Genomic DNA, 18,066 nt, shown 5'->3' with positions numbered 1-18,066 from the left:
GTTTGGAGCAATCCCATGGCTGTCCAGAAATCCCGTGTTACCCCGTCCCGCCGCGGCCAGCGCCGTTCGCATGACGCCCTGAGCGCCAAGCAGCTGTCGACCGACCCGACCACCGGCGAAGTGCACCTGCGTCACCACATCACTGCCGATGGTTTCTACCGCGGCAAGAAGGTCATCCAGACCAAGACCTCGGCCGTCGAAGAAGATTGATGTGCCGGGAAGGCCGCTGCCTCCGGGCAGCGGCCTTTGCCTTCTTCCCCGGGTGTGCCGGTGATCGGCGGCCCGCGCAACAGGAAACATGATGAGCAAGCGGATCTACTCGAGGATCGCGGGCACCGGTAGCTATTTGCCGGAAAAAGTCCTGACCAACGCCGACCTGGAAAAAATGGTCGAAACCTCGGATGAGTGGATCCAGTCGCGCACCGGAATTCGTGAACGGCACATCGCGGCCGAAGGCGAAACCACCAGCGACCTCGGCTACAACGCCGCCCTGCGCGCGCTTGAAGCCGCAGGCATCGATGCCTCGCAGCTCGACATGATCGTGGTCGGCACGACCACCCCTGATCTCATTTTCCCGTCCACCGCGTGCCTGATCCAGGCCAAGCTCGGTGTTGCGGGGTGCCCTGCCTTTGACGTCAACGCAGCCTGCTCGGGCTTCGTGTTCGCGCTGGGCGTGGCCGACAAATTCATCCGTTCCGGTGACTGCAAGCATGTGCTGGTGATCGGCACCGAAACGCTGACCCGCATGGTCGACTGGAACGATCGGACCACCTGCGTGCTGTTCGGCGATGGCGCCGGCGCCGTCGTGCTCAAGGCCGATGAAGAGACCGGCATCCTCAGTACCCACCTGCATGCCGATGGCAGCAAGAAGGAGCTGTTGTGGAACCCGGTCGGTGTCTCGACCGGCTTCAAGGACGGCGCCAATGGCGGCGGCACCATCAACATGAAGGGCAACGACGTGTTCAAGTACGCCGTCAAGGCGCTGGACTCGGTCGTGGACGAGACCCTGGCCGCCAACGGCCTGGACAAGTCCGACCTGGATTGGCTGATTCCGCACCAGGCCAACCTGCGCATCATCGAAGCCACCGCCAAGCGCCTGGACATGTCGATGGACCAGGTCGTGGTGACCGTCGACAAGCACGGCAATACCTCGTCCGGCTCGGTGCCGCTGGCGCTGGACGCCGCCGTGCGTTCGGGCAGGGTCGAACGTGGCCAGCTGCTGCTGCTGGAAGCCTTCGGCGGCGGCTTCACGTGGGGTTCGGCTCTGCTGCGCTATTGATAGTGCAAGTTACGACAACGTGAAGCTTTGTCGTTGCGGCCCCTCTGGGGCCGTAACGCGTTTAAGGAGGACCTGTCATGGTTGAGCCCATCGTCATCGAAGGGCAACGTGCCTGGCTGAAGCAGTACGGCAAGGGAAGCCGGGCGCTGGCCCTTGGCCTGCTCAATTTTGTTGCCCGTCGTTTTCATCTGGACGCCCTGCGCCCGCCGCCGCACCGTGGCGGCGACGCCGCACGCGAAACCGAAGCCCGTCGCCTTGCAGAACTGCAGGCGCAGGGCGTGAACGTGCCCGACGTGCTGGGTACCGGGCATGCCGCGCTGGTGATCGGCGACAACGGCAGTTCGTTCAATACCTGCCTGCGCGAAGCCGACGACGCAGGTCGCGACCGACTGGTGATGGCGGCGATGCTGGCCATTGCCGCAGCGCATGCGCGCGGCGCCTATTTCGGCCAGCCGTTGCCGCGCAATCTCACCTGGGATGGCGAGAACGTCGGTTTCATCGACTTCGAGGAAGATCCGCTGGAAGTGATGGATCTGTCCGAAGCGCAGGCCCGCGACTGGCTGATGTTCGGCTATGGCGTGGCCAAGTACTACGCCGACCGCCCCGAGCACCTGCAGGCGATGATGGCCGAGGCGATGGGCGATGCCCAGGCGCCGGTGCGCGAGCACGTGCACGCGGTCAGCGGCCGCCTGCGCAGCCTGGCCCGGGTCTGCATGAAGCTGGGCCGCTCAGCGCGCGCGCTGGCCCACTCCATTTTCATCGCCCATGGCGCCAGCACCGCTGGCGTGCTGATGCTGGTGGGCCTGTGCGTGGATTTCCTCGCCGACGGCGACCTGGACGTCCTGCAGCTGTTCTGCTGATCAGCGGCTGGGGCCGGATCCCTTTTTTCCATGGAGAGGCATCCGGCCCCGGATCTCCAGCGTGTTGCGACAGCCATTCACCATACGCGTGCATACGCGCACGTACAGACGACACGGCATGTTCCCCCTTATCATGGCCCGCTTCGATTGCAACAAGCGGATGACCGCGTGACCCTATCCACCCTCGCTTTTGTCTTCCCCGGTCAGGGCTCGCAGTCTGTGGGCATGCTGGCCGAGCTGGCCGAACTGCACCCGCAGGTGCGTGCGGCCTTTACCGAGGCATCCGATGGTGCCGGCGTCGACCTGTGGGCGCTGTCCCAGGGCGGCCCGGAGGAAATGCTCAACCGTACCGAATACACCCAGCCGGCCCTGCTCGCCGCCAGCATCGGCGCGTGGCGCGCCTGGAACGCCGTTGGCGGTCCGCGTCCGTCGGTTCTGGCTGGCCACAGCCTGGGCGAGTACACCGCCCTGGTCGCCGCTGGCGCCCTCAGCCTGCACGACGGTGCGCACCTGGTGCGCCTGCGCGGCCAGCTGATGCAGGAAGCCGCGCCGGCCGGTGTCGGCGCCATGGCCGCCGTGCTCGGCGCCGAAGACCAGCTGGTGCTGGACGTCTGCGCTGAAGCGGCAGGCAGCCAGGTGGTGGTGCCGGCCAACTTCAATTCGCCGGGCCAGATCGTGATCGGTGGCGACGCCGATGCGGTCGACCGCGCGCTGGCGCTGCTGGCCGAGAAGGGCGTGCGCAAGGCGGTCAAGCTGGCCGTGAGCGTGCCCTCGCACACCCCGCTGATGCGCGAAGCCGCCAACCGCCTGGCCGAAGTGATGGCCGGCCTGGCCTGGCAGGCGCCGCAGCTGCCGGTGGTGCAGAACGTCGACGCCAAGGTGCATGACGGCATCGACGCGATCCGTACCGCGCTGGTCCAGCAGCTGTACCAGCCGGTGCAGTGGACCGGCTGCGTGCAGGCGCTGGCTGGCCGTGGCGTCACCCAGATCGCCGAGTGCGGCCCGGGCAAGGTGCTGACCGGCCTGGTCAAGCGCATCGACAAGGCCATCGACGGCCGTTCGCTGGCCACGCCGGGCGACTTCGAAGCTGCCCGCGAGGCATGGTCGGCCTGATCCCCCTGTTCCTGCCGACCGTACCAGTGGCCGCTGCACGCGGCACGGGTGCGGCGGCCGCCCCAGCCTGAGGAGAACATCATGAGCAAGCCCCTGCAGGGTGAAATCGCACTGGTCACCGGCGCCAGCCGTGGCATTGGTGCCGCCATCGCCGATCTGCTGGCCGCCCAAGGCGCCACCGTCATCGGCACCGCCACCACCGAATCCGGCGCTGCCGCGATCGGTGAGCGCCTGGCCGCCCACGGTGGTCATGGCCGCGCGCTGAATGTCACCGATGCGGCTGCGCTGGACAGCGTGCTGGACGGCATCGCCAAGGAATTCGGCCCGATCTCGATCCTGGTCAACAATGCCGGCATCACCCGCGACAACCTGCTGATGCGCATGAAGGACGAGGACTGGGCGTCGATCATCGACACCAACCTGACCAGCGTGTTCCGCACCAGCAAGGCCGTCATGCGCGGCATGATGAAGGCGCGCAAGGGCCGCATCATCAACATCGCATCGGTGGTGGGCGTGACCGGCAACGCCGGCCAGGCCAACTACGCTGCCGCCAAGGCCGGCATCATCGGCTTCAGCAAGTCGCTGGCCAAGGAAATCGGTTCGCGCGGTGTCACCGTCAATGTTGTCGCACCTGGCTTCATCGACACCGACATGACCAAGGCGTTGCCGGAAGAAGCGCGTACCGCGCTGATCAACGACATCGCCCTCGAACGCCTGGGGTCGCCGGAAGACATCGCCCATGCGGTGGCCTTCCTGGCCAGCCCGGCTGCCGGTTACATCACCGGCGAAACCCTCCATGTGAACGGTGGCATGTACATGCCGTAAGCAAGGGGCGCAGGGATTGCGCCGCAAGTGATTGATCTGCTGAGGTTTTTGCTGCGATGCAAGGCCGCGCCGGTTTCCACTACACTATCCCACGGCCATCGCCTTTGATGGCGACCACTTTTGAACCACAACTCCATCTGGAGCGAGATCCCATGAGCACCATCGAAGAACGCGTCAAGAAAATCGTCGTCGAACAGCTTGGCGTCAAGGAAGAAGAAGTCACCAACAGCGCATCGTTCGTCGATGACCTGGGCGCTGACTCGCTGGACACCGTCGAGCTGGTGATGGCCCTGGAAGAAGAATTCGAGTGCGAGATCCCGGACGAAGAAGCCGAGAAGATCAGCACCGTGCAGGCCGCCATCGACTACATCAAGGCCCACGTCAAGGCCTGATGTCAGACGGCAGTGCGCGCGCGGGTTCACGCTCGCCGCGCACCGCACCCCATGGGGCCGCTGTTGCGGCCCCGTGTGTTTGAGCATCACACCGAAGCAAACCGAGTTGCCCGTTGAAACCATCCGGGCCAGGAGAATCAGCAATGAAGCGTCGCGTCGTCGTAACCGGCCTGGGTATCGTCTCGCCGTTGGGCAATGATCTGGCCAGCAGCTGGGAAGGCATCACCCATGGTCGTTCGGGCATCGGTCCGCTGACCAACGTTTCTGATGCCTATCTGGATCGGTTCACCACCAAGATTGCAGGTGAGGTCAAGGGATTCGACATCACCGCCGACAATGAACTGTTCGGCAAATTCCGGGTCAGCGGCAAGGATGCCAAGAAGATGGACCCGTTCATCCATTACGGCCTCGGTGCCTCGTTCATGGCCCTGCACGACTCGGGCCTGGAGATCACCGACGCCAATGCCGAACGCATCGGCGCCATCGTCGGCGCCGGCATCGGCGGCCTGCTCGGCATCGAAGAGCAGACCATCGAGTTCCACGAGGGCAAGAAGATCTCGCCCTTCTACGTGCCCAAGACCATCATCAACATGCTGCCGGGCCAGCTGAGCATCATCACCGGCCTGAAGGGCCCGTCGTTCTCGGCGGTGTCGGCGTGCGCGACCTCGAACCACTCGATCGGCACCGCGATGCGCATGATCCAGTACGGCGATGCCGACGTGATGGTGGTCGGTGGTGCCGAGCGTGGCTCGTCGCCGACCGCGCTGGGCGGCTTCTGCGCGATGAAGGCCATGAGCACCCGCAACGATGCCCCGGAACAGGCCTCGCGCCCGTGGGACAAGGACCGTGACGGCTTCGTGCTGGGCGACGGCGCCGGCATCCTGATCCTGGAAGAGTACGAGCACGCCAGGGCGCGTGGCGCGAAGATCTACTGCGAGCTGGCCGGTTTCGGCGCCAGCTCCGATGCGTACCACATGACCGCACCGAGCGAGAACGGCGAAGGTGCCGCCCGCTGCATGGCCATGGCCATGAAGGACGCCGGCGTGACCCCGGAGCAGGTCGGCTACCTCAACGCGCACGGCACCTCCACGCCACTGGGCGACCTGGGCGAGACCATGGCGATGAAGACCGCCTTCGGCGACCACGCCTACAAGATGATGGTCAGCTCCACCAAGTCGATGACCGGCCATCTGCTGGGCGCTGCCGGCGGCGTGGAAGCGATCTTCTCGGTGATGGCGCTGCAGGACAACGTCATTCCGCCGACCATCAACCTGCAGCAGCCGGGCGAAGGCTGCGACCTGGACTACGTGCCCAACGAAGCACGCCAGGCCAAGGTGGACGTGGTGATGTCGAATGGTTTTGGCTTCGGCGGCACCAACGGCACGCTGGTCTTCAAGCGCGTCTGACCGAGTTGTAGCGTCGGGCCATGCTCGATGCCGCGTTCTACGGAGCCGCCGCAAGGCGGCTTCCGTGCATCTGAACCCCCGACCTGGCCGCCATGACCCACGCACCGCTGATCCACCCGCTGCCGCACCCGATCGATCTGCTGGCCCTGCAGCAGCATGACCCGGCGCGCTTCCCGCTGCTGATGGAATCCACTGCCTCGGGCACCGCCCAGGGCCGCTGGAGCCTGCTGCTGGCCACGCAGGGCGAGGGCCTGCGGCTGGACGCCGATGGCCAGGTGCGCGACCTGCAGGGTGCCGTGCAGCCCGGCACGTTCCTGCAGGCACTGGACCGTGCCTGGCAGCATGAGCGCCTGTCGCACGACGGCAGCCACAGCCTGCCGTTCCGTGGCGGCTGGGCGCTGATGCTGGATTACGAAGTGGCCAGCCAGATCGAACCGGTTCTGCCGGCGCGTGCGCGCGAGGACGGCCGCCCGACCGCGCTGGCACTGCGCTGCCCGGCTGCGGTGCTGCACGACCATCACAACGATGCCAGCTTCGTCATCGCCGAAGCCGGCGAGCGGGCGCTGCTGGACGCGCTGGTGGCACTGGCTTCGGCCGCGATGCCCGAAGCCGGGCAAGGCTGGCAGCCGCCGCAGTCGGTGGCCGAGGATGCGCCGCAGCGCTTCACCGACGGCGTGCGCCGGGTGATCGACTACCTGCGCGCCGGCGATGTGTTCCAGGTGAACCTGTCGCGGCGCTGGAGCGCCCGGTTCGCCGCGCCGGTCAGCCCGCAGGCGCTGTACGCGCAGTTGCGCCGTGCCAACCCGGCACCGTTTGCCGGCCTGTTCAGCGCGCATGGCCGCCACGTGGTCAGTTCCTCGCCGGAGCGGCTGGTGTCGGTGCATGCCGGTCACGCGCAGACCCGGCCGATTGCCGGCACGCGTCCGCGTTTCGAGGGGGACGATGATGCCGCGCGCATCCAGGAACTCGTCGGCCACCCCAAGGAGCGTGCCGAGCACGTGATGCTGATCGACCTGGAACGCAACGACCTGGGCCGCATCTGCCTGCCCGGCACCGTGGTGGTCGACGAGCTGATGACCGTGGAGAGCTACGCTCATGTGCACCACATCGTCAGCAACGTCAGTGGCCATCTGCGCCCGGAGGTCACGCCCGGCGAGGTGATCGCCGCCACGTTCCCGGGCGGCACCATCACCGGCTGCCCCAAGGTGCGCTGCATGCAGATCATCAGCGAACTGGAGCAGGTGCCGCGCGGTGCCTATACCGGCGCCTTCGGCTGGCTGAACCGGGATGGCGACCTGGACCTGAACATCCTGATCCGCACCGCCGAAGTGGATGGCCACGAGGTGAGCTTCCGCACCGGCGCCGGCATCGTGGTTGATTCGGACCCGGACAAGGAACTGGACGAGACCCGCGCCAAGGCCCGCGGCCTGCTGCGGGCGCTCGGTCAGCAAGGCTGATTGACCGCCCCCGCCGGGCATGGCCCGGCGCTACCGACGCATCACCCTCCCGGTAGCGCCGGGCCATGCCCGGCGAGCGAAGCGGGGTTGGGTGCCACCCCGGTCATGACCCCACACCAGCGGCACGGTATCCTGCACGACGGAATCGAGTTCAGAGGTAGTCCATGGCGGGAGCCAAGCGCGGGTGTCTGTTCGTGGTAACGCTGGTGGTGGTGCTGGCCGCCGTCGTGGCTGGCGCGGGCGCGTGGTTCTTCTACCAGCAGACCCGGTTCGCCGATGCCCCGATCACCCCGACTGCCGAGAGCATGGTCATCGCCAGTGGCGATGGCATGAACAGCGTGCTGCGTAAGCTGCGCGATGCCGGCGTGGACGAGGGCCAGGATGCCCAGTGGCAGCTGCTGGCGCGCCAGCTCGATGCCGCCGGCAAGCTGAAGGTGGGCGAGTACGCGCTCAGCGGCGACCTGACCCCGCGCGAGCTGCTGCTGCGCATGCGTGCCGGCAAGGTGCTGCAGCACCGCGTCACCATCATCGAAGGCTGGAACATCCGCCAGCTGCGTGCCGCGCTCAAGCGCGCCGAGCCGCTGCTGCACACCACCGACAATCTTGATGACGCCGCGCTGATGCAGCGCCTCGGCTTCGGTGGCCAGCATCCGGAAGGCCGCTTCCTGCCGGAGACCTACGTCTACCAGCGCGGCGACAGTGATCTGGACGTGCTCAAGCGCGCCCACGCCGCGATGGAAAAGGCGCTGGATGAAGCCTGGGAAAGCCGCGCGCCGGACCTGCCGATCAACACGCCCTACGAACTGCTGACGATGGCCTCGATCATCGAGAAGGAAACCGCATTGGCCAGCGAGCGCCCGCAGATTGCCGGCGTGTTCATGCGTCGCCTGAAGATCGGCATGCGCCTGCAGACCGACCCGACCGTGATCTACGGCATCGGTGCCGCGTATGACGGCAACATCCGCCGCCGCGACCTGACCACCGATACGCCCTACAACACCTATACGCGTGCGGGCCTGACCCCGACCCCGATCGCCATGCCCAGCCGCGATGCACTGATGGCCGCCGCGCAACCCGCAGCGGGCGACGCGCTGTATTTCGTCGCCGTGGGCGATGGCAGTGGCGCGCACGTGTTCTCGCCCAGCCTGGACCAGCACAACGCCGCAGTCGCCCGCTACCTGCAGCAGCTGCGCCAGCAACGTACCAAGGAGACCTCGGCGCAATGAGTCCCGCGCTGCTTCGCCACCCGCGTTTCGTCAGCCTGGAAGGCGGCGAGGGCGCAGGCAAGACCACCGCCATCAACGCCATCCGTGACTGCCTGCGCAGCCACGGCCACGAGGTGGTGCTGACCCGCGAGCCGGGCGGCACGCCCCTGGCCGAGCGCATCCGCGGCCTGGTGCTGAAGCCCGATGCCGAGATCGCCGCCGAACCGCTCAGCGCCGAAGCCGAGCTGCTGCTGGTGTTCGCCGCACGCGCGCAGCACGTGCGCCAGGTGATCCAGCCGGCGCTGCAGCGCGGCGCCTATGTGCTGAGCGATCGCTTCACCGATTCCAGCTATGCCTACCAGGGCGGTGGCCGCGGCCTCGATCCGCAGTGGATTGCCGATCTGGAACGACGCGCGGTGGGCCTGCTGCCGGGCCTGACCCTGCTGCTGGACGTGGACGTGGCGGTGGGCCGCGCACGCGCCAATGGCCGCGACCTGTGGCCGGACCGCATCGAGAGCGAGCAGGACGATTTCTTCCAGCGCGTGCGCGAAGTGTTCCGCAGCCGCGCACAGCAGGATCCGCAGCGCTTCGCGCTGGTCGACGCTGGCCAGGTGCAGGAACGCGTGGCGGCCGACGTGGTCGCGCGTGTCGAGCGCTGGCTGCGGGACGGGGAGGGCGTATGAGCACGTTTTCGCCGTGGCAGCAGCGCGCGTTCGATCAGACGGTTGCTGCGCTCGATGCAGACCGGCTCGGTCATGGCCTGCTGATCTGCGGCCCGGCCGGGTTGGGTAAGCGCGAGGTGGCACTGGCGCTGGCCGACCACGTGCTGGCGCGCGGTGATGCCGCGCATGCCACGCGCACGCGCCAGCTGATCGCCGCGGGTACCCACCCGGACCTGCAGCTGGTCAGCTTCATCCCGAACAAGAGCGGCGACAAGCTGCGCACCGAGATCGTCATCGAGCAGGTGCGTGAGATCACCGACACGCTGGCGCTGACCCCGCAGTACGGCGTGGCGCAGGTGGTGATCGTCGACCCGGCCGATGCGATCAACCGCTCGGCGGCCAACGCGCTGCTGAAGACCCTGGAAGAGCCGCAGCCCGGCCGCTACCTTTGGCTGATCAGCAGCGACCCGGCACGCCTGCCGCAGACCATCCGCAGCCGTTGCCAGCGCCTGGAATTCAAGCTGCCGCCGCAGCACGAAGCGCTGGCCTGGCTGCAGCAGCAGGGCCACAGCGAAGCATCGGCGCGCGAAGCGCTGGACGCGGCGCGCGGCCATCCCGGCCAGGCCGACAACTGGCTGCGCGAAGACGGCCTGAGCCTGCGCCGCGAGGTTGGCCGCGAGCTGGAACAGCTGGCCGCCGGCAAGACCGGCGCAGTGGAGCTGGCGCAGAAGTGGTGCGGCGACGACAACGCAGCGCTGCGTCTGCGCTTTGCCGCCGACCTGGCGCTGGCCCAGGCCAGCACCGATGCCTTGACCACGCCGGAGCGATTGCACAAGCTTGCAGCCTGGTTCGATGCGGCCAACCGCACCCGCGACCTGCTGCGCACCACGGTGCGCGCAGACCTTGCGGTGGTCGAGTTGCTGCTGGCCTGGAACAAGGTGAACGAGCGGCCTGCCGCAAGGGGAAATCGATGAGTGCCAGCAACGCCCGCCAGGGCATCCTGTCCCTGGCCGTGAAGGACAAAGCCGCGCTGTACAGCGCGTACATGCCGTTCGTGAAGAACGGCGGCATCTTCGTGCCCACGCCCAAGCGCTACTTCCTGGGCGACGAGGTGTTCCTGCTGCTGACCCTGCCCGATTCCAGCGAGCGCCTGCCGGTGGCTGGCAAAGTGATCTGGGTGACCCCGGCCGGCGCGCAGGGCAACCGCACCGCCGGCATCGGCGTGCAGCTGGCCGACGGTGCCGAAGGCGAGGGCGTGCGCCACAAGATCGAGACCCTGCTGGCCGGTCTGACCGGTTCGGACAAGCCGACCCATACGATGTGAGGTAGCACCGGGGTCTTTCTGTAGAGCCGACCCATGCTCGGCTGCGGCCCCCGGAAACACCCGTGAACACGAATGTGAAAAACTGTTGACGGCCTCTGAAAAGCCCCTATAATGAGCGGCTCAGCAACACACCGGGCGGTTAGCTCAGCGGTAGAGCATTGCCTTCACACGGCAAGGGTCACAGGTTCGATCCCTGTACCGCCCACCATGTTGCAGAACGAAAGAAGCCTCCAGCAATGGGGGCTTTTTTGTTGCCTGCGATTCTGCTGGGCCGACGGGCAGCGGACCCTGTCTCAGCCGTGTTCGTCCAACAGCGCGCGCGCGATCAGTGCCGTTGCATCCAGCAGGTCGTGGCCGCTGCCGGCCTGCACCACCACTGCAAGCAGACCACGGCCCACCTCGGCATTGCCGCTGGTCAGTTCCATCTCGCCTTCAAAGCACAGATCGGCCAACCATTCGTGGACCTGTTGCAGCCCGCGCTTGCGGGCGCGGCGGAACTCCGCGAGCAGCTTCGCCTGGCCGGCCTCAAGCTCGCCATCGGCAAGCAGGCCGATGGCTCCGCCGTGCGCTGCGCGCCAGAGGGCTGGCAGCGGGCGACCGTTCGCGTCCACCACGTCTGCCGCGAACTCCGCGCAGTACATTTCGTAGCGCTTGCCCGCTGTGCTGCGAGGCACGATGTCGGCCTGGGCGAGCAAGCGTTCGGCTTCATCCAGTTTGCTGAACTTCAAGCGCAGCAGTGCAGGGCGGCTCAGTTGTTGTGCCAGCGCCTGCTGGTTGGCGGCGAACCATACGTTCCAGCCTACGCTTGCGCGGCCCTCCAGAGCGGCCTTGAAATACTCCAGGTGTTCGGCGTCCATTGCGGCCTCCCGCGTTCCCTGCGCGATTGTAGCGGGAGCGCATCCGGGCCGGTCAGGTGTGGCCCTCGGCGAGGCAGTGATGCTCCTCGCGCACCAGTTGTCGTGCCGCCACGATCAGTCCGTCGGTATGGAAGGCGCCCAGCTGTTCCTCCGGGCCGGCCTCGGCACGCGCCCGGTCGGCGGCCTGCAGCAGATCGAGCACTGCGCTGAGCCCGGACATCGAGCGGCGCAGCGAAGCGTGATTGCTGGCGCCGAGGGTGAGGCCGCCACACGGTTGCCCGTCATCGGCGTCGGCGTTGCTGATCGCATTGAGGCAGGCGAAGAACGTGGGCGACTGCACGGGCAGGTTCTGTTCCTGCAAGGCGCACTCGATCTCGTGCGCGAGCTCTTCAGGCACGTCGGCGGCGATGTTGCCGATCAGGGCGTGCAGGCGGGGACGGTCGGCGGTGCGATTGGTCATGGCGAAACCCTCACTGGCGTAGAGCCACCTTCCGGAGTGAAGGTGGCGGACGGTGCGGGTTGGCGTACCAAGGCAAACGAACTCCCATCGAGAAGAAGGCCTGGCGGATCTGTCGATCCCCACGCACCGGCCGCCATTGAAGGCAATCGGTGCATTCTCTCTGCTGCGGCGTAAATCGCAGCGATGGGTGTTCATTCGTTTATTCGAGACGCCAATCCCGGCCCAGGCAATCTGCCTCGGCGCGGTGATCATGGGATCGCGCAATCACGGTGGTCTGTAAGGAAAGTTCTCAACTCCACGCAGGCACACCAAGCGTTTCCGGTTCTGTGCCCTCCAGCATCCGCCGACTGTGTGGCCCATCACTGATGGCGCAGAGCGCCGCCCACGCCGACCGTGCACATGACGACTCCAGAGCGGCGCCACCATGGCAATTCCGTCACCCGGCGCACGCAGGCGGGAATGTGTCATGCATGGAGCCAGAGGGTTCCATCCCTGCGCTGTCCCACCGCCCCGGGCAGGCGTAGTCTCATCCTGTCGCCTTACCCATCCACGCTGGAGTGCCACCATGCCGCTCGCCCGCATCGATCTTCGCAAAGGTAAATCCGCCGACTACCTGCAACGTGTCGGCGAAGCCATCTACCAGGCCATGCGCGCGGTGGGCGTGCCGGAGAACGACCGCTTCCAGATCTTCCAGCAGCACGACGCCGGAACGCTGATCTACGACCCCGGCTACCTGGGCGTGGACCGCACCGACGACTTCATCTGCATCCAGATCACCTGGAACGAAGGGCGCACGCTGGAGCAGAAGAAGGCGCTGTATGCCGGCATCGCTGATGGCCTGCACGCGGCGGTGGGCGTCCGCCGCGAGGATGTGTTCATCAACCTGGTGGAAGTGAAAAAGGAGAACTGGTCGTTCGGGAACGGGGTTGCGCAGTACGTGAGTTGATGCGCGAAAAGCATCCACGCATGGCATGGATCTACCGAGCCTGGTCGAGGCCGCCGATGTAGACCCACGCCAGCGTGGATCTACACCTCGCTGCCGACCTGCTCGCCTTCGGTGGCCGCGGCACTGCGGGCCGCCTTCACTGCGTCGGCGCTGTTGGGTTGTTCGCACTCGATGCTGGTCACGTAGCCGTCGTGGCTGATGTTGTGCTCGGCGCGCTTGACCAGCCACTGCCCATCCACGCCATCGCGGAAGCCCTGCATCACCACCGTGGCTTCGGCCATCAGCGTCTCGCGGCCGGGCAGGGTGTAGCTCAGCGTACGCGTCTGCCGGGCCTGTTCCTGGTGCTTGGCGCGCGCTGCGGCTTCGGCGGCTTCGCGGTCGGCGTAGGCCATGCGCAGGCGCACGATCGGTTCACCGCTGCCCAGCTTTACTTCCTGGCGCTTGGCACCACGTACATCGCGATAGTAGGCAATGGTGGTGCCGGTCTTCTCGCGTGAGACGATGCTCACTTTGTAGCCACTGCCATCGGCCGGGGTCAGGGTGACGTCGGGAATGCGCTCACCGCTGGCACTGGTGGATTCGCCGCGCTTGACGAACATCAGGCGGCCTCCGCCCGGCTTGGCGATGGCATCATGCTGCTTGGCCAGGCGCAGCAGCAGGTTCATGTCCGACTCCTGCGACTGCACTGTCAGCGGCAGTGCGATCGACGCCAGCGATCCGCTCACGGCCGCGCTGAGTCCGTGCTCGCCGGCCATGCGCTGGACCATGCCGCCGATCGTCGTGCCCTTCTTCCAGGTGCGCGTCTTCTGCGTCTGCAGATCGTTCTTGCCGCCCCTGCTGGCCTCGAACGGTGCGGCGCGCGCGCGCAGGGTCATGCTGCCCGGGTAGCCGGAAATCTCCACCTCATCGCAGATGTACAGGCCCATGCGCCGCACTTCGCCGTCATAGCCGATGAAGGCTTCCAGTTCCGCGCCTGCCGGCGGCAGCTGGATCGGATCGGACGGATCATGGTCGGCCAGCTGCAGCTCCAGCATGTCCGAGTTGTTGTCGGTCTCGTCGGTGATGCGCAGTGATTTGAAGCGCGACATGATCTTGTCGGTGATGTCCTGGCTGTTGGCCACCACGCGGAATGCCGGTGTGATGTTCAGTCCCACAGCGCGATCCCCTTGCGTTCGCCGGCGGGGCGCTGCACGTCCGGCAGAGTGATCGCGATGCCCGCGGGCAGTACTGCGCCGCGCGCGGCCAGGCCCGGGTTGGCGTCGAGTATCGCGCGCAGAATGGCCGGTGATTGTTCGCCATAGTGCGCATGCGCGATGCGGTCAACGACGTCGCCGTCGCGGGTGTTATACGTTCGTGCCATCGCTGTGCTTCCGCAGGGAGAGGGTGAATTCGTGCCGCTGGATTCCCACATCGACGGTGAAGCCGGAGGCAGTGGCGTCGATCTTGTCGATGACCCACAGCCCCAGGTTTCCGCCCTTGCCGGTCAGCAGCCGCTGTGGCTTGCCCTGTGCCGCCAGCTTGCGCAGCTGCGAGAGCTCATTGCCGGCACCCCGGAACGCATAGTGGATGACGCCCGGCAAGGTCATGCTGGCCTTGCCGGGGCCGGTGTACTGCAGGGCGGCCATCTGCCCGATGCGTTCCTGCGCAGCCCAGCCATACTCGTTGCTCTGCTGGATCTCCTGGAACACGGCGGTGTTGAGGCTGAACTTGAAGCCGCCCAGCATCAGCAGTACCGGGGCGTTGCCGGAGTCGTTGCTCTGGAAACTGGACAACAGCTTGTCGATGGATGCGGTTACGAACTCACGCTTCATGCTTAGTTCCTGTCTGCCAGGCCACCACGGGCAGCAACCGCGTTGCGACGCTGCAGTTCGTCGGCCGTGCGACGCGCCACCGATTCGCTGGATTCACCCGGTTGCTGGTGGATGGTGATGTTGTTGGTCTGTTGCTGCTGCACGGTGGTGACGCCGCGCGTAGTGGGCGATGGCATGTCGGGTGCGGTGCGACCGCGAGCGGCCTCGCTGATGCCGCCCCAACGCTTGCGCGCGCCCGGCGCGTCCAACGTGGCGACGTCGCCGACCAGGCCCACGGCGTCATCCAGGCCGCCTCTGCCGCCGGCCCGCATGTTGGTGTACCCCACCATGCCGTTGCCGATCGCTTCCGCTCCACCGGCAAGCACCTCCTTGCCGAAGTCCAGGCCTTTGCCGACCAGCGCACTGACCTTGCCAATGCCCCCTTCGACGAACCCCATCAGCTTCTCGACGTAGGGCATGAGGAAATCCAGCTTCGGGATGAGCCAGTCGAACAGGGATTCGGCACCGGACTTGATCGCCGTCCACATCTTGCTCATTTCGATTCCGATCCCGCTGGCGACGGTCGTGTACACGTTGCCCATCCAGGCGACGTACTGCACCAGGCCGCTGATGAGCTGAATGTTCATTCTCAGGCCTTCCATCAGAACGGTACCGAGGAAGGTGCCGATCTGGGCAACGCGCGACAGTTCGTTGCCGGTGTACTGTGCAGGTGCAAGCATCTTCGACAGCCAGTCCCAGGCCTGGCCGATCAACCCGCTCATGACTTCCCAGGCGGGGCGCAGCGGTTCAACCGCACGCATCAGTTCACCCATCGCTGCGGTGCCTGCACCGCTCAGGCCCTCCCAGACGCCGCCCAGGAATGCCTTGATCGGCTCCCAGTACTTGCGCACCAGGATGGCGCCTGCGGTGATTGCCGCGATGGCGATCGTGATCGGACCACCACCGATGGCGGCCACGGCAGTGGCGACGATGCGGAAGCCCGATGCCAGGCGCATGGCCATCGGCCCGAAGCGCCCCATCTGTGCCAGCAGGCTGCCACCACGGAACAGCTGGAAGGCCTTCTGCACGCCCAGGATCGGGCCCTGCAGGAAGGTCCAGGCGTAGCGAGCGCCGAGCACCGCCGTGCGCATGCCCAGCATGCCGACCACGATCTGCGTGGTGTTGGCGATCAGCTTCGGGTTTTCCTGCACGAACGAGGTAACCCCGTTCAACAGCTCGGTCAGCTTGACCGCGGCCTCGCCCACCGCGGGCAGCAGTGCCGCACCGAAGGCCTTGGACAGGTTGTCCACGGCGATCTTGGCACCTTCGATCTTCTGCGGATCGGTCTGCATCGCATCGGCATAGGCCGCATCGGTGGTACCCGCCGATCCATTCAAGGCCTTGTCGCGGACACGGACGTAGGTATCCCAGTTCTCGATCATCGGCTGGACGAAGTTCTTCGCCTGTGCATCGCTGAACAGGGTGCCGATCTTCTTCTGGTCGCCCGCGGTCGCCTGGATGATTCCCTGCATCGCAGCGTCGAAGGGATTGCCGCCGCTGGTCTGTGCATCGCCGATGATCTTGCGCAGATCCAGGTTCAGGCTCTTCTTGGCCTTCTCCTGAATGTCCGGCGAGAGCACCTCGGACATGAAGCTCTTCATGTTGCTGGCGGCCTTGTCGGCGCCGCCGGCCGAGTCCAGCGTGGCCTGCAGGGCCGCGCCGAGGGTGGCGGTCGCCGAGGTGCCCTGCAGCTTCATCGCTTCGAACGACGAACCCAGGGTAGGCAGCACTGCGGCCATGTCCTTCAGGCCCAGGCCGCCCTGCCGGCTGTTGACCACCAGCACATCCAGCGCGTTCTGCATGCGCGAGGGATCGATATCGAACGACTGCTGCAGGGCGGCCGCAGCCTGGGCCACATCATCGATGCTGGCACCGGTGACGGTGGTGGTCCGCCCGACAGCACCGAGGCTGGCCTGGGCCGACTGCGCATCCATGCCGGCGTCGACCATCAGCCTGATCGAGCGCTGCAGCGCGTCGGCGCCCTGGTTGGTTGCACGCGACTGTTCCAGGATGGCCTGCCCCAGTGCGCTGACCTGGGCGCGGCTGAGGTTGGCTGCCACGCCGATCTGCTGGTTCTGGCGGGCGAAGCCGGAGGCGTTCTCGACCGGCTTGGCCAGCGCGGTGACGGCCGTGCCAAGCGTGCCGCGTGCCTCGCCAAATGCCGAGCCGAGCTTCCCGCGCTTCTCCAGGTTGGCGTCGCGCTTTGCTTCGATGCTCTCCAGCGCCACCTGCGAGGCACGCAGCGCATCGACCTGGGTACGCATGCGGGCGTACTCCTTGCTGGTCGTACTCATGCGCGCGAGCCTGCGGTCCAGCAGGGTCACCTCGGTGCCGAGGCGCTTGATACCGTCGTTGGCAAAGGAGAAGGCGTCCTTCAGTGACTTGGACACCTCGCCGCCGATCGTGATCGTTGTCGTTTGAACGTTACTGGCCATGTACCGGCAATCCCTGAATCCACCAGATGAACTTAGACACCCGCAGTGTCATGATCTCGCGCAGGCCCCAGCCGGTATGACCGGCCAGGGCGAGCACTCCCTGCCTGATCTGAGGCAGGGTCAGGTGGTAAAAAGCGCGACGCCTGCCTGCAGTCGTGCGTAGTCGCGCAGCGGCATCTTGCGCACGTCTTCCGGCGAGACCTCGCACAGGTTGGCGATCATCCGCACCTCGCGCTGTGCGTCGCTGCCCTTGTCATCCTGGTAGCGCTCCATGTCTTCCACGGTCGGTTCGCGCATGCGCAGCACGGCGGTTTCCATGCCGTTGACCTGGCGCGGGCGGGTGAGGGTGATCTCGGCAAAGCCATCGCGCTCGATGACGGTGTCGGTGGGGGTCTTGGTCTTGCTGGACATGGATGCGTTCCTGGAATGCGATGCGGTGCGATGGATGCGGGGGCGCGAGGCGCCCCCGGGTTCTTCAGTGCGGCGAGGGTTCAGATGCCCAGTGCGCCGCGGATGCCGGCCAGCACGTCCACGCCACCCTGGCGGGCGATCATGTTGACCACGTCGATCTCCTGCACGACCTGGGCACCATGGGTCAGCTTGTAGTAGCTCAGCGCCAGGTTGACCTTGATCGTGCCCTTCTCGCCGACCTTGGTTTCGCCACGGTCCAGCAGCTTCACCTTGCCGCGCATGTTGTGCACGACCTGCGTCACTTCGCCGTCATCGCCTTCCAGCGCTTCGCGGGCGGTGAAGCCGTACTCCTTGCTTTCGATGACGTGGAACTTGCTCATGATCTCCGCGTCGTCGGAGGCGAACTCGACATCGGCGGTCAGCTTGTCATGGCCGAGCACGATCTCGGTCGGGGCCAGCATGCCGCCGGCCTGGAAGTCCTCGGTCTTCAGCGACAGCTTGGGGGCGGTGAAGGACATCACGCTGCCAGCATAGCCCTTGCCGTCGACGTAGAAGTTGAAGTTTTTGCGGATCTTGCGCGCCAT

General features: G+C 66.3%; 21 protein-coding genes and 1 tRNA gene. 14 read left to right on the top strand and 8 right to left on the bottom strand.

Features of this window, described 5'->3' with window-relative positions:
• The first annotated feature begins 15 nt into the window (after positions 1 to 15).
• The 13 genes from rpmF to AC5P6E_RS19460 all read left to right on the top strand — a co-directional run bounded on the left by rpmF (position 16) and on the right by AC5P6E_RS19460 (position 10,731).
• Entirely contained in the window at positions 16 to 210 is a 195-nt protein-coding gene (gene rpmF, locus AC5P6E_RS19520; RefSeq protein ID WP_005408308.1) for a 50S ribosomal protein L32, read from the top strand.
• A 91-nt stretch (positions 211 to 301) separates the two neighbouring features.
• Entirely contained in the window at positions 302 to 1,279 is a 978-nt protein-coding gene (locus AC5P6E_RS19515; protein ID WP_005415505.1) for a beta-ketoacyl-ACP synthase III, read from the top strand.
• 77 nt (positions 1,280 to 1,356) lie between these two features.
• The gene (locus tag AC5P6E_RS19510) at positions 1,357 to 2,139 is read left to right on the top strand and encodes a BUD32 family EKC/KEOPS complex subunit (RefSeq protein WP_010483824.1); all 783 of its coding nucleotides are present in this window, start codon (positions 1,357 to 1,359) and stop codon (positions 2,137 to 2,139) included.
• A 168-nt stretch (positions 2,140 to 2,307) separates the two neighbouring features.
• Positions 2,308 to 3,252, top strand: a complete 945-nt coding sequence (gene fabD, locus AC5P6E_RS19505; RefSeq protein WP_019338748.1) for an ACP S-malonyltransferase — start codon at positions 2,308 to 2,310, stop codon at positions 3,250 to 3,252.
• 81 nt (positions 3,253 to 3,333) lie between these two features.
• Positions 3,334 to 4,077, top strand: coding sequence for a 3-oxoacyl-ACP reductase FabG (gene fabG / locus AC5P6E_RS19500; protein ID WP_005408312.1), 744 nt, complete (start codon positions 3,334 to 3,336; stop codon positions 4,075 to 4,077).
• A gap of 152 nt (positions 4,078 to 4,229) precedes the next feature.
• Entirely contained in the window at positions 4,230 to 4,469 is a 240-nt protein-coding gene (gene acpP / locus AC5P6E_RS19495) for an acyl carrier protein (protein ID WP_005415509.1), read from the top strand.
• Positions 4,470 to 4,612: 143 nt separating this feature from the next.
• Positions 4,613 to 5,875 carry a beta-ketoacyl-ACP synthase II gene (gene fabF / locus AC5P6E_RS19490; RefSeq protein WP_019338749.1) on the top strand — a complete coding sequence of 421 codons (1,263 nt, stop codon included), beginning with the start codon at positions 4,613 to 4,615 and terminating at the stop codon, positions 5,873 to 5,875.
• A gap of 92 nt (positions 5,876 to 5,967) precedes the next feature.
• Positions 5,968 to 7,332 carry an aminodeoxychorismate synthase component I gene (locus tag AC5P6E_RS19485; RefSeq protein WP_019338750.1) on the top strand — a complete coding sequence of 455 codons (1,365 nt, stop codon included), beginning with the start codon at positions 5,968 to 5,970 and terminating at the stop codon, positions 7,330 to 7,332.
• A 164-nt stretch (positions 7,333 to 7,496) separates the two neighbouring features.
• Entirely contained in the window at positions 7,497 to 8,558 is a 1,062-nt protein-coding gene (gene mltG, locus AC5P6E_RS19480; protein WP_019336900.1) for an endolytic transglycosylase MltG, read from the top strand.
• On the top strand, positions 8,555 to 9,220 hold the full coding sequence (gene tmk / locus AC5P6E_RS19475) for a dTMP kinase (RefSeq protein ID WP_019336901.1): 666 nt from the start codon (positions 8,555 to 8,557) through the stop codon (positions 9,218 to 9,220). The genes mltG and tmk overlap by 4 nt, the downstream gene beginning before the upstream one ends.
• On the top strand, positions 9,217 to 10,173 hold the full coding sequence (locus tag AC5P6E_RS19470; RefSeq protein ID WP_010483811.1) for a DNA polymerase III subunit delta': 957 nt from the start codon (positions 9,217 to 9,219) through the stop codon (positions 10,171 to 10,173). Before tmk ends, AC5P6E_RS19470 begins: the two co-directional genes overlap by 4 nt.
• Positions 10,170 to 10,523, top strand: a complete 354-nt coding sequence (locus AC5P6E_RS19465; RefSeq protein WP_005412452.1) for a PilZ domain-containing protein — start codon at positions 10,170 to 10,172, stop codon at positions 10,521 to 10,523. Before AC5P6E_RS19470 ends, AC5P6E_RS19465 begins: the two co-directional genes overlap by 4 nt.
• Before the next feature lie 133 nt (positions 10,524 to 10,656).
• A tRNA-Val gene (locus tag AC5P6E_RS19460) sits at positions 10,657 to 10,731 on the top strand.
• Positions 10,732 to 10,816: 85 nt separating this feature from the next.
• On the opposite strand, the gene AC5P6E_RS19455 is transcribed toward AC5P6E_RS19460, so the two are convergent.
• Positions 10,817 to 11,380: a hypothetical protein gene (locus AC5P6E_RS19455; protein WP_019336902.1), complete on the bottom strand. Its 564-nt coding sequence runs from the start codon at positions 11,378 to 11,380 to the stop codon at positions 10,817 to 10,819.
• Between the two features lie 52 nt (positions 11,381 to 11,432).
• A complete protein-coding gene (locus AC5P6E_RS19450; protein ID WP_019336903.1) occupies positions 11,433 to 11,840 on the bottom strand; it encodes a hypothetical protein in 408 nt (135 codons plus the stop codon).
• Positions 11,841 to 12,405: 565 nt separating this feature from the next.
• Between AC5P6E_RS19450 and AC5P6E_RS19445 the strand changes: the two genes are divergently transcribed.
• Positions 12,406 to 12,786 carry a tautomerase family protein gene (locus AC5P6E_RS19445; protein WP_019336904.1) on the top strand — a complete coding sequence of 127 codons (381 nt, stop codon included), beginning with the start codon at positions 12,406 to 12,408 and terminating at the stop codon, positions 12,784 to 12,786.
• A gap of 80 nt (positions 12,787 to 12,866) precedes the next feature.
• On the opposite strand, the gene AC5P6E_RS19440 is transcribed toward AC5P6E_RS19445, so the two are convergent.
• From AC5P6E_RS19440 to AC5P6E_RS19415, 6 genes are all read right to left on the bottom strand, one after another.
• Positions 12,867 to 13,940, bottom strand: a complete 1,074-nt coding sequence (locus AC5P6E_RS19440; RefSeq protein WP_019336905.1) for a contractile injection system protein, VgrG/Pvc8 family — start codon at positions 13,938 to 13,940, stop codon at positions 12,867 to 12,869.
• On the bottom strand, positions 13,931 to 14,146 hold the full coding sequence (locus AC5P6E_RS19435; protein ID WP_010483798.1) for a tail protein X: 216 nt from the start codon (positions 14,144 to 14,146) through the stop codon (positions 13,931 to 13,933). Before AC5P6E_RS19435 ends, AC5P6E_RS19440 begins: the two co-directional genes overlap by 10 nt.
• Positions 14,130 to 14,597 carry a phage tail protein gene (locus AC5P6E_RS19430; RefSeq protein ID WP_019336906.1) on the bottom strand — a complete coding sequence of 156 codons (468 nt, stop codon included), beginning with the start codon at positions 14,595 to 14,597 and terminating at the stop codon, positions 14,130 to 14,132. Before AC5P6E_RS19430 ends, AC5P6E_RS19435 begins: the two co-directional genes overlap by 17 nt.
• Before the next feature lie 2 nt (positions 14,598 to 14,599).
• Positions 14,600 to 17,071 (bottom strand): phage tail tape measure protein, encoded by a 2,472-nt coding sequence (locus tag AC5P6E_RS19425; RefSeq protein WP_248854394.1) that lies wholly within the window; start codon positions 17,069 to 17,071, stop codon positions 14,600 to 14,602.
• Positions 17,072 to 17,191: 120 nt separating this feature from the next.
• Positions 17,192 to 17,482, bottom strand: coding sequence for a phage tail assembly protein (locus tag AC5P6E_RS19420; RefSeq protein ID WP_019336908.1), 291 nt, complete (start codon positions 17,480 to 17,482; stop codon positions 17,192 to 17,194).
• A gap of 80 nt (positions 17,483 to 17,562) precedes the next feature.
• Positions 17,563 to 18,066, bottom strand: a complete 504-nt coding sequence (locus AC5P6E_RS19415; protein WP_010483789.1) for a phage major tail tube protein — start codon at positions 18,064 to 18,066, stop codon at positions 17,563 to 17,565.

The organism is Stenotrophomonas sp. YJH_SMC_16 (assembly GCF_059367875.1).
Note: the sequence above shows the minus strand (reverse complement) of the source record. Positions and strands in the feature narration are given on the sequence as shown.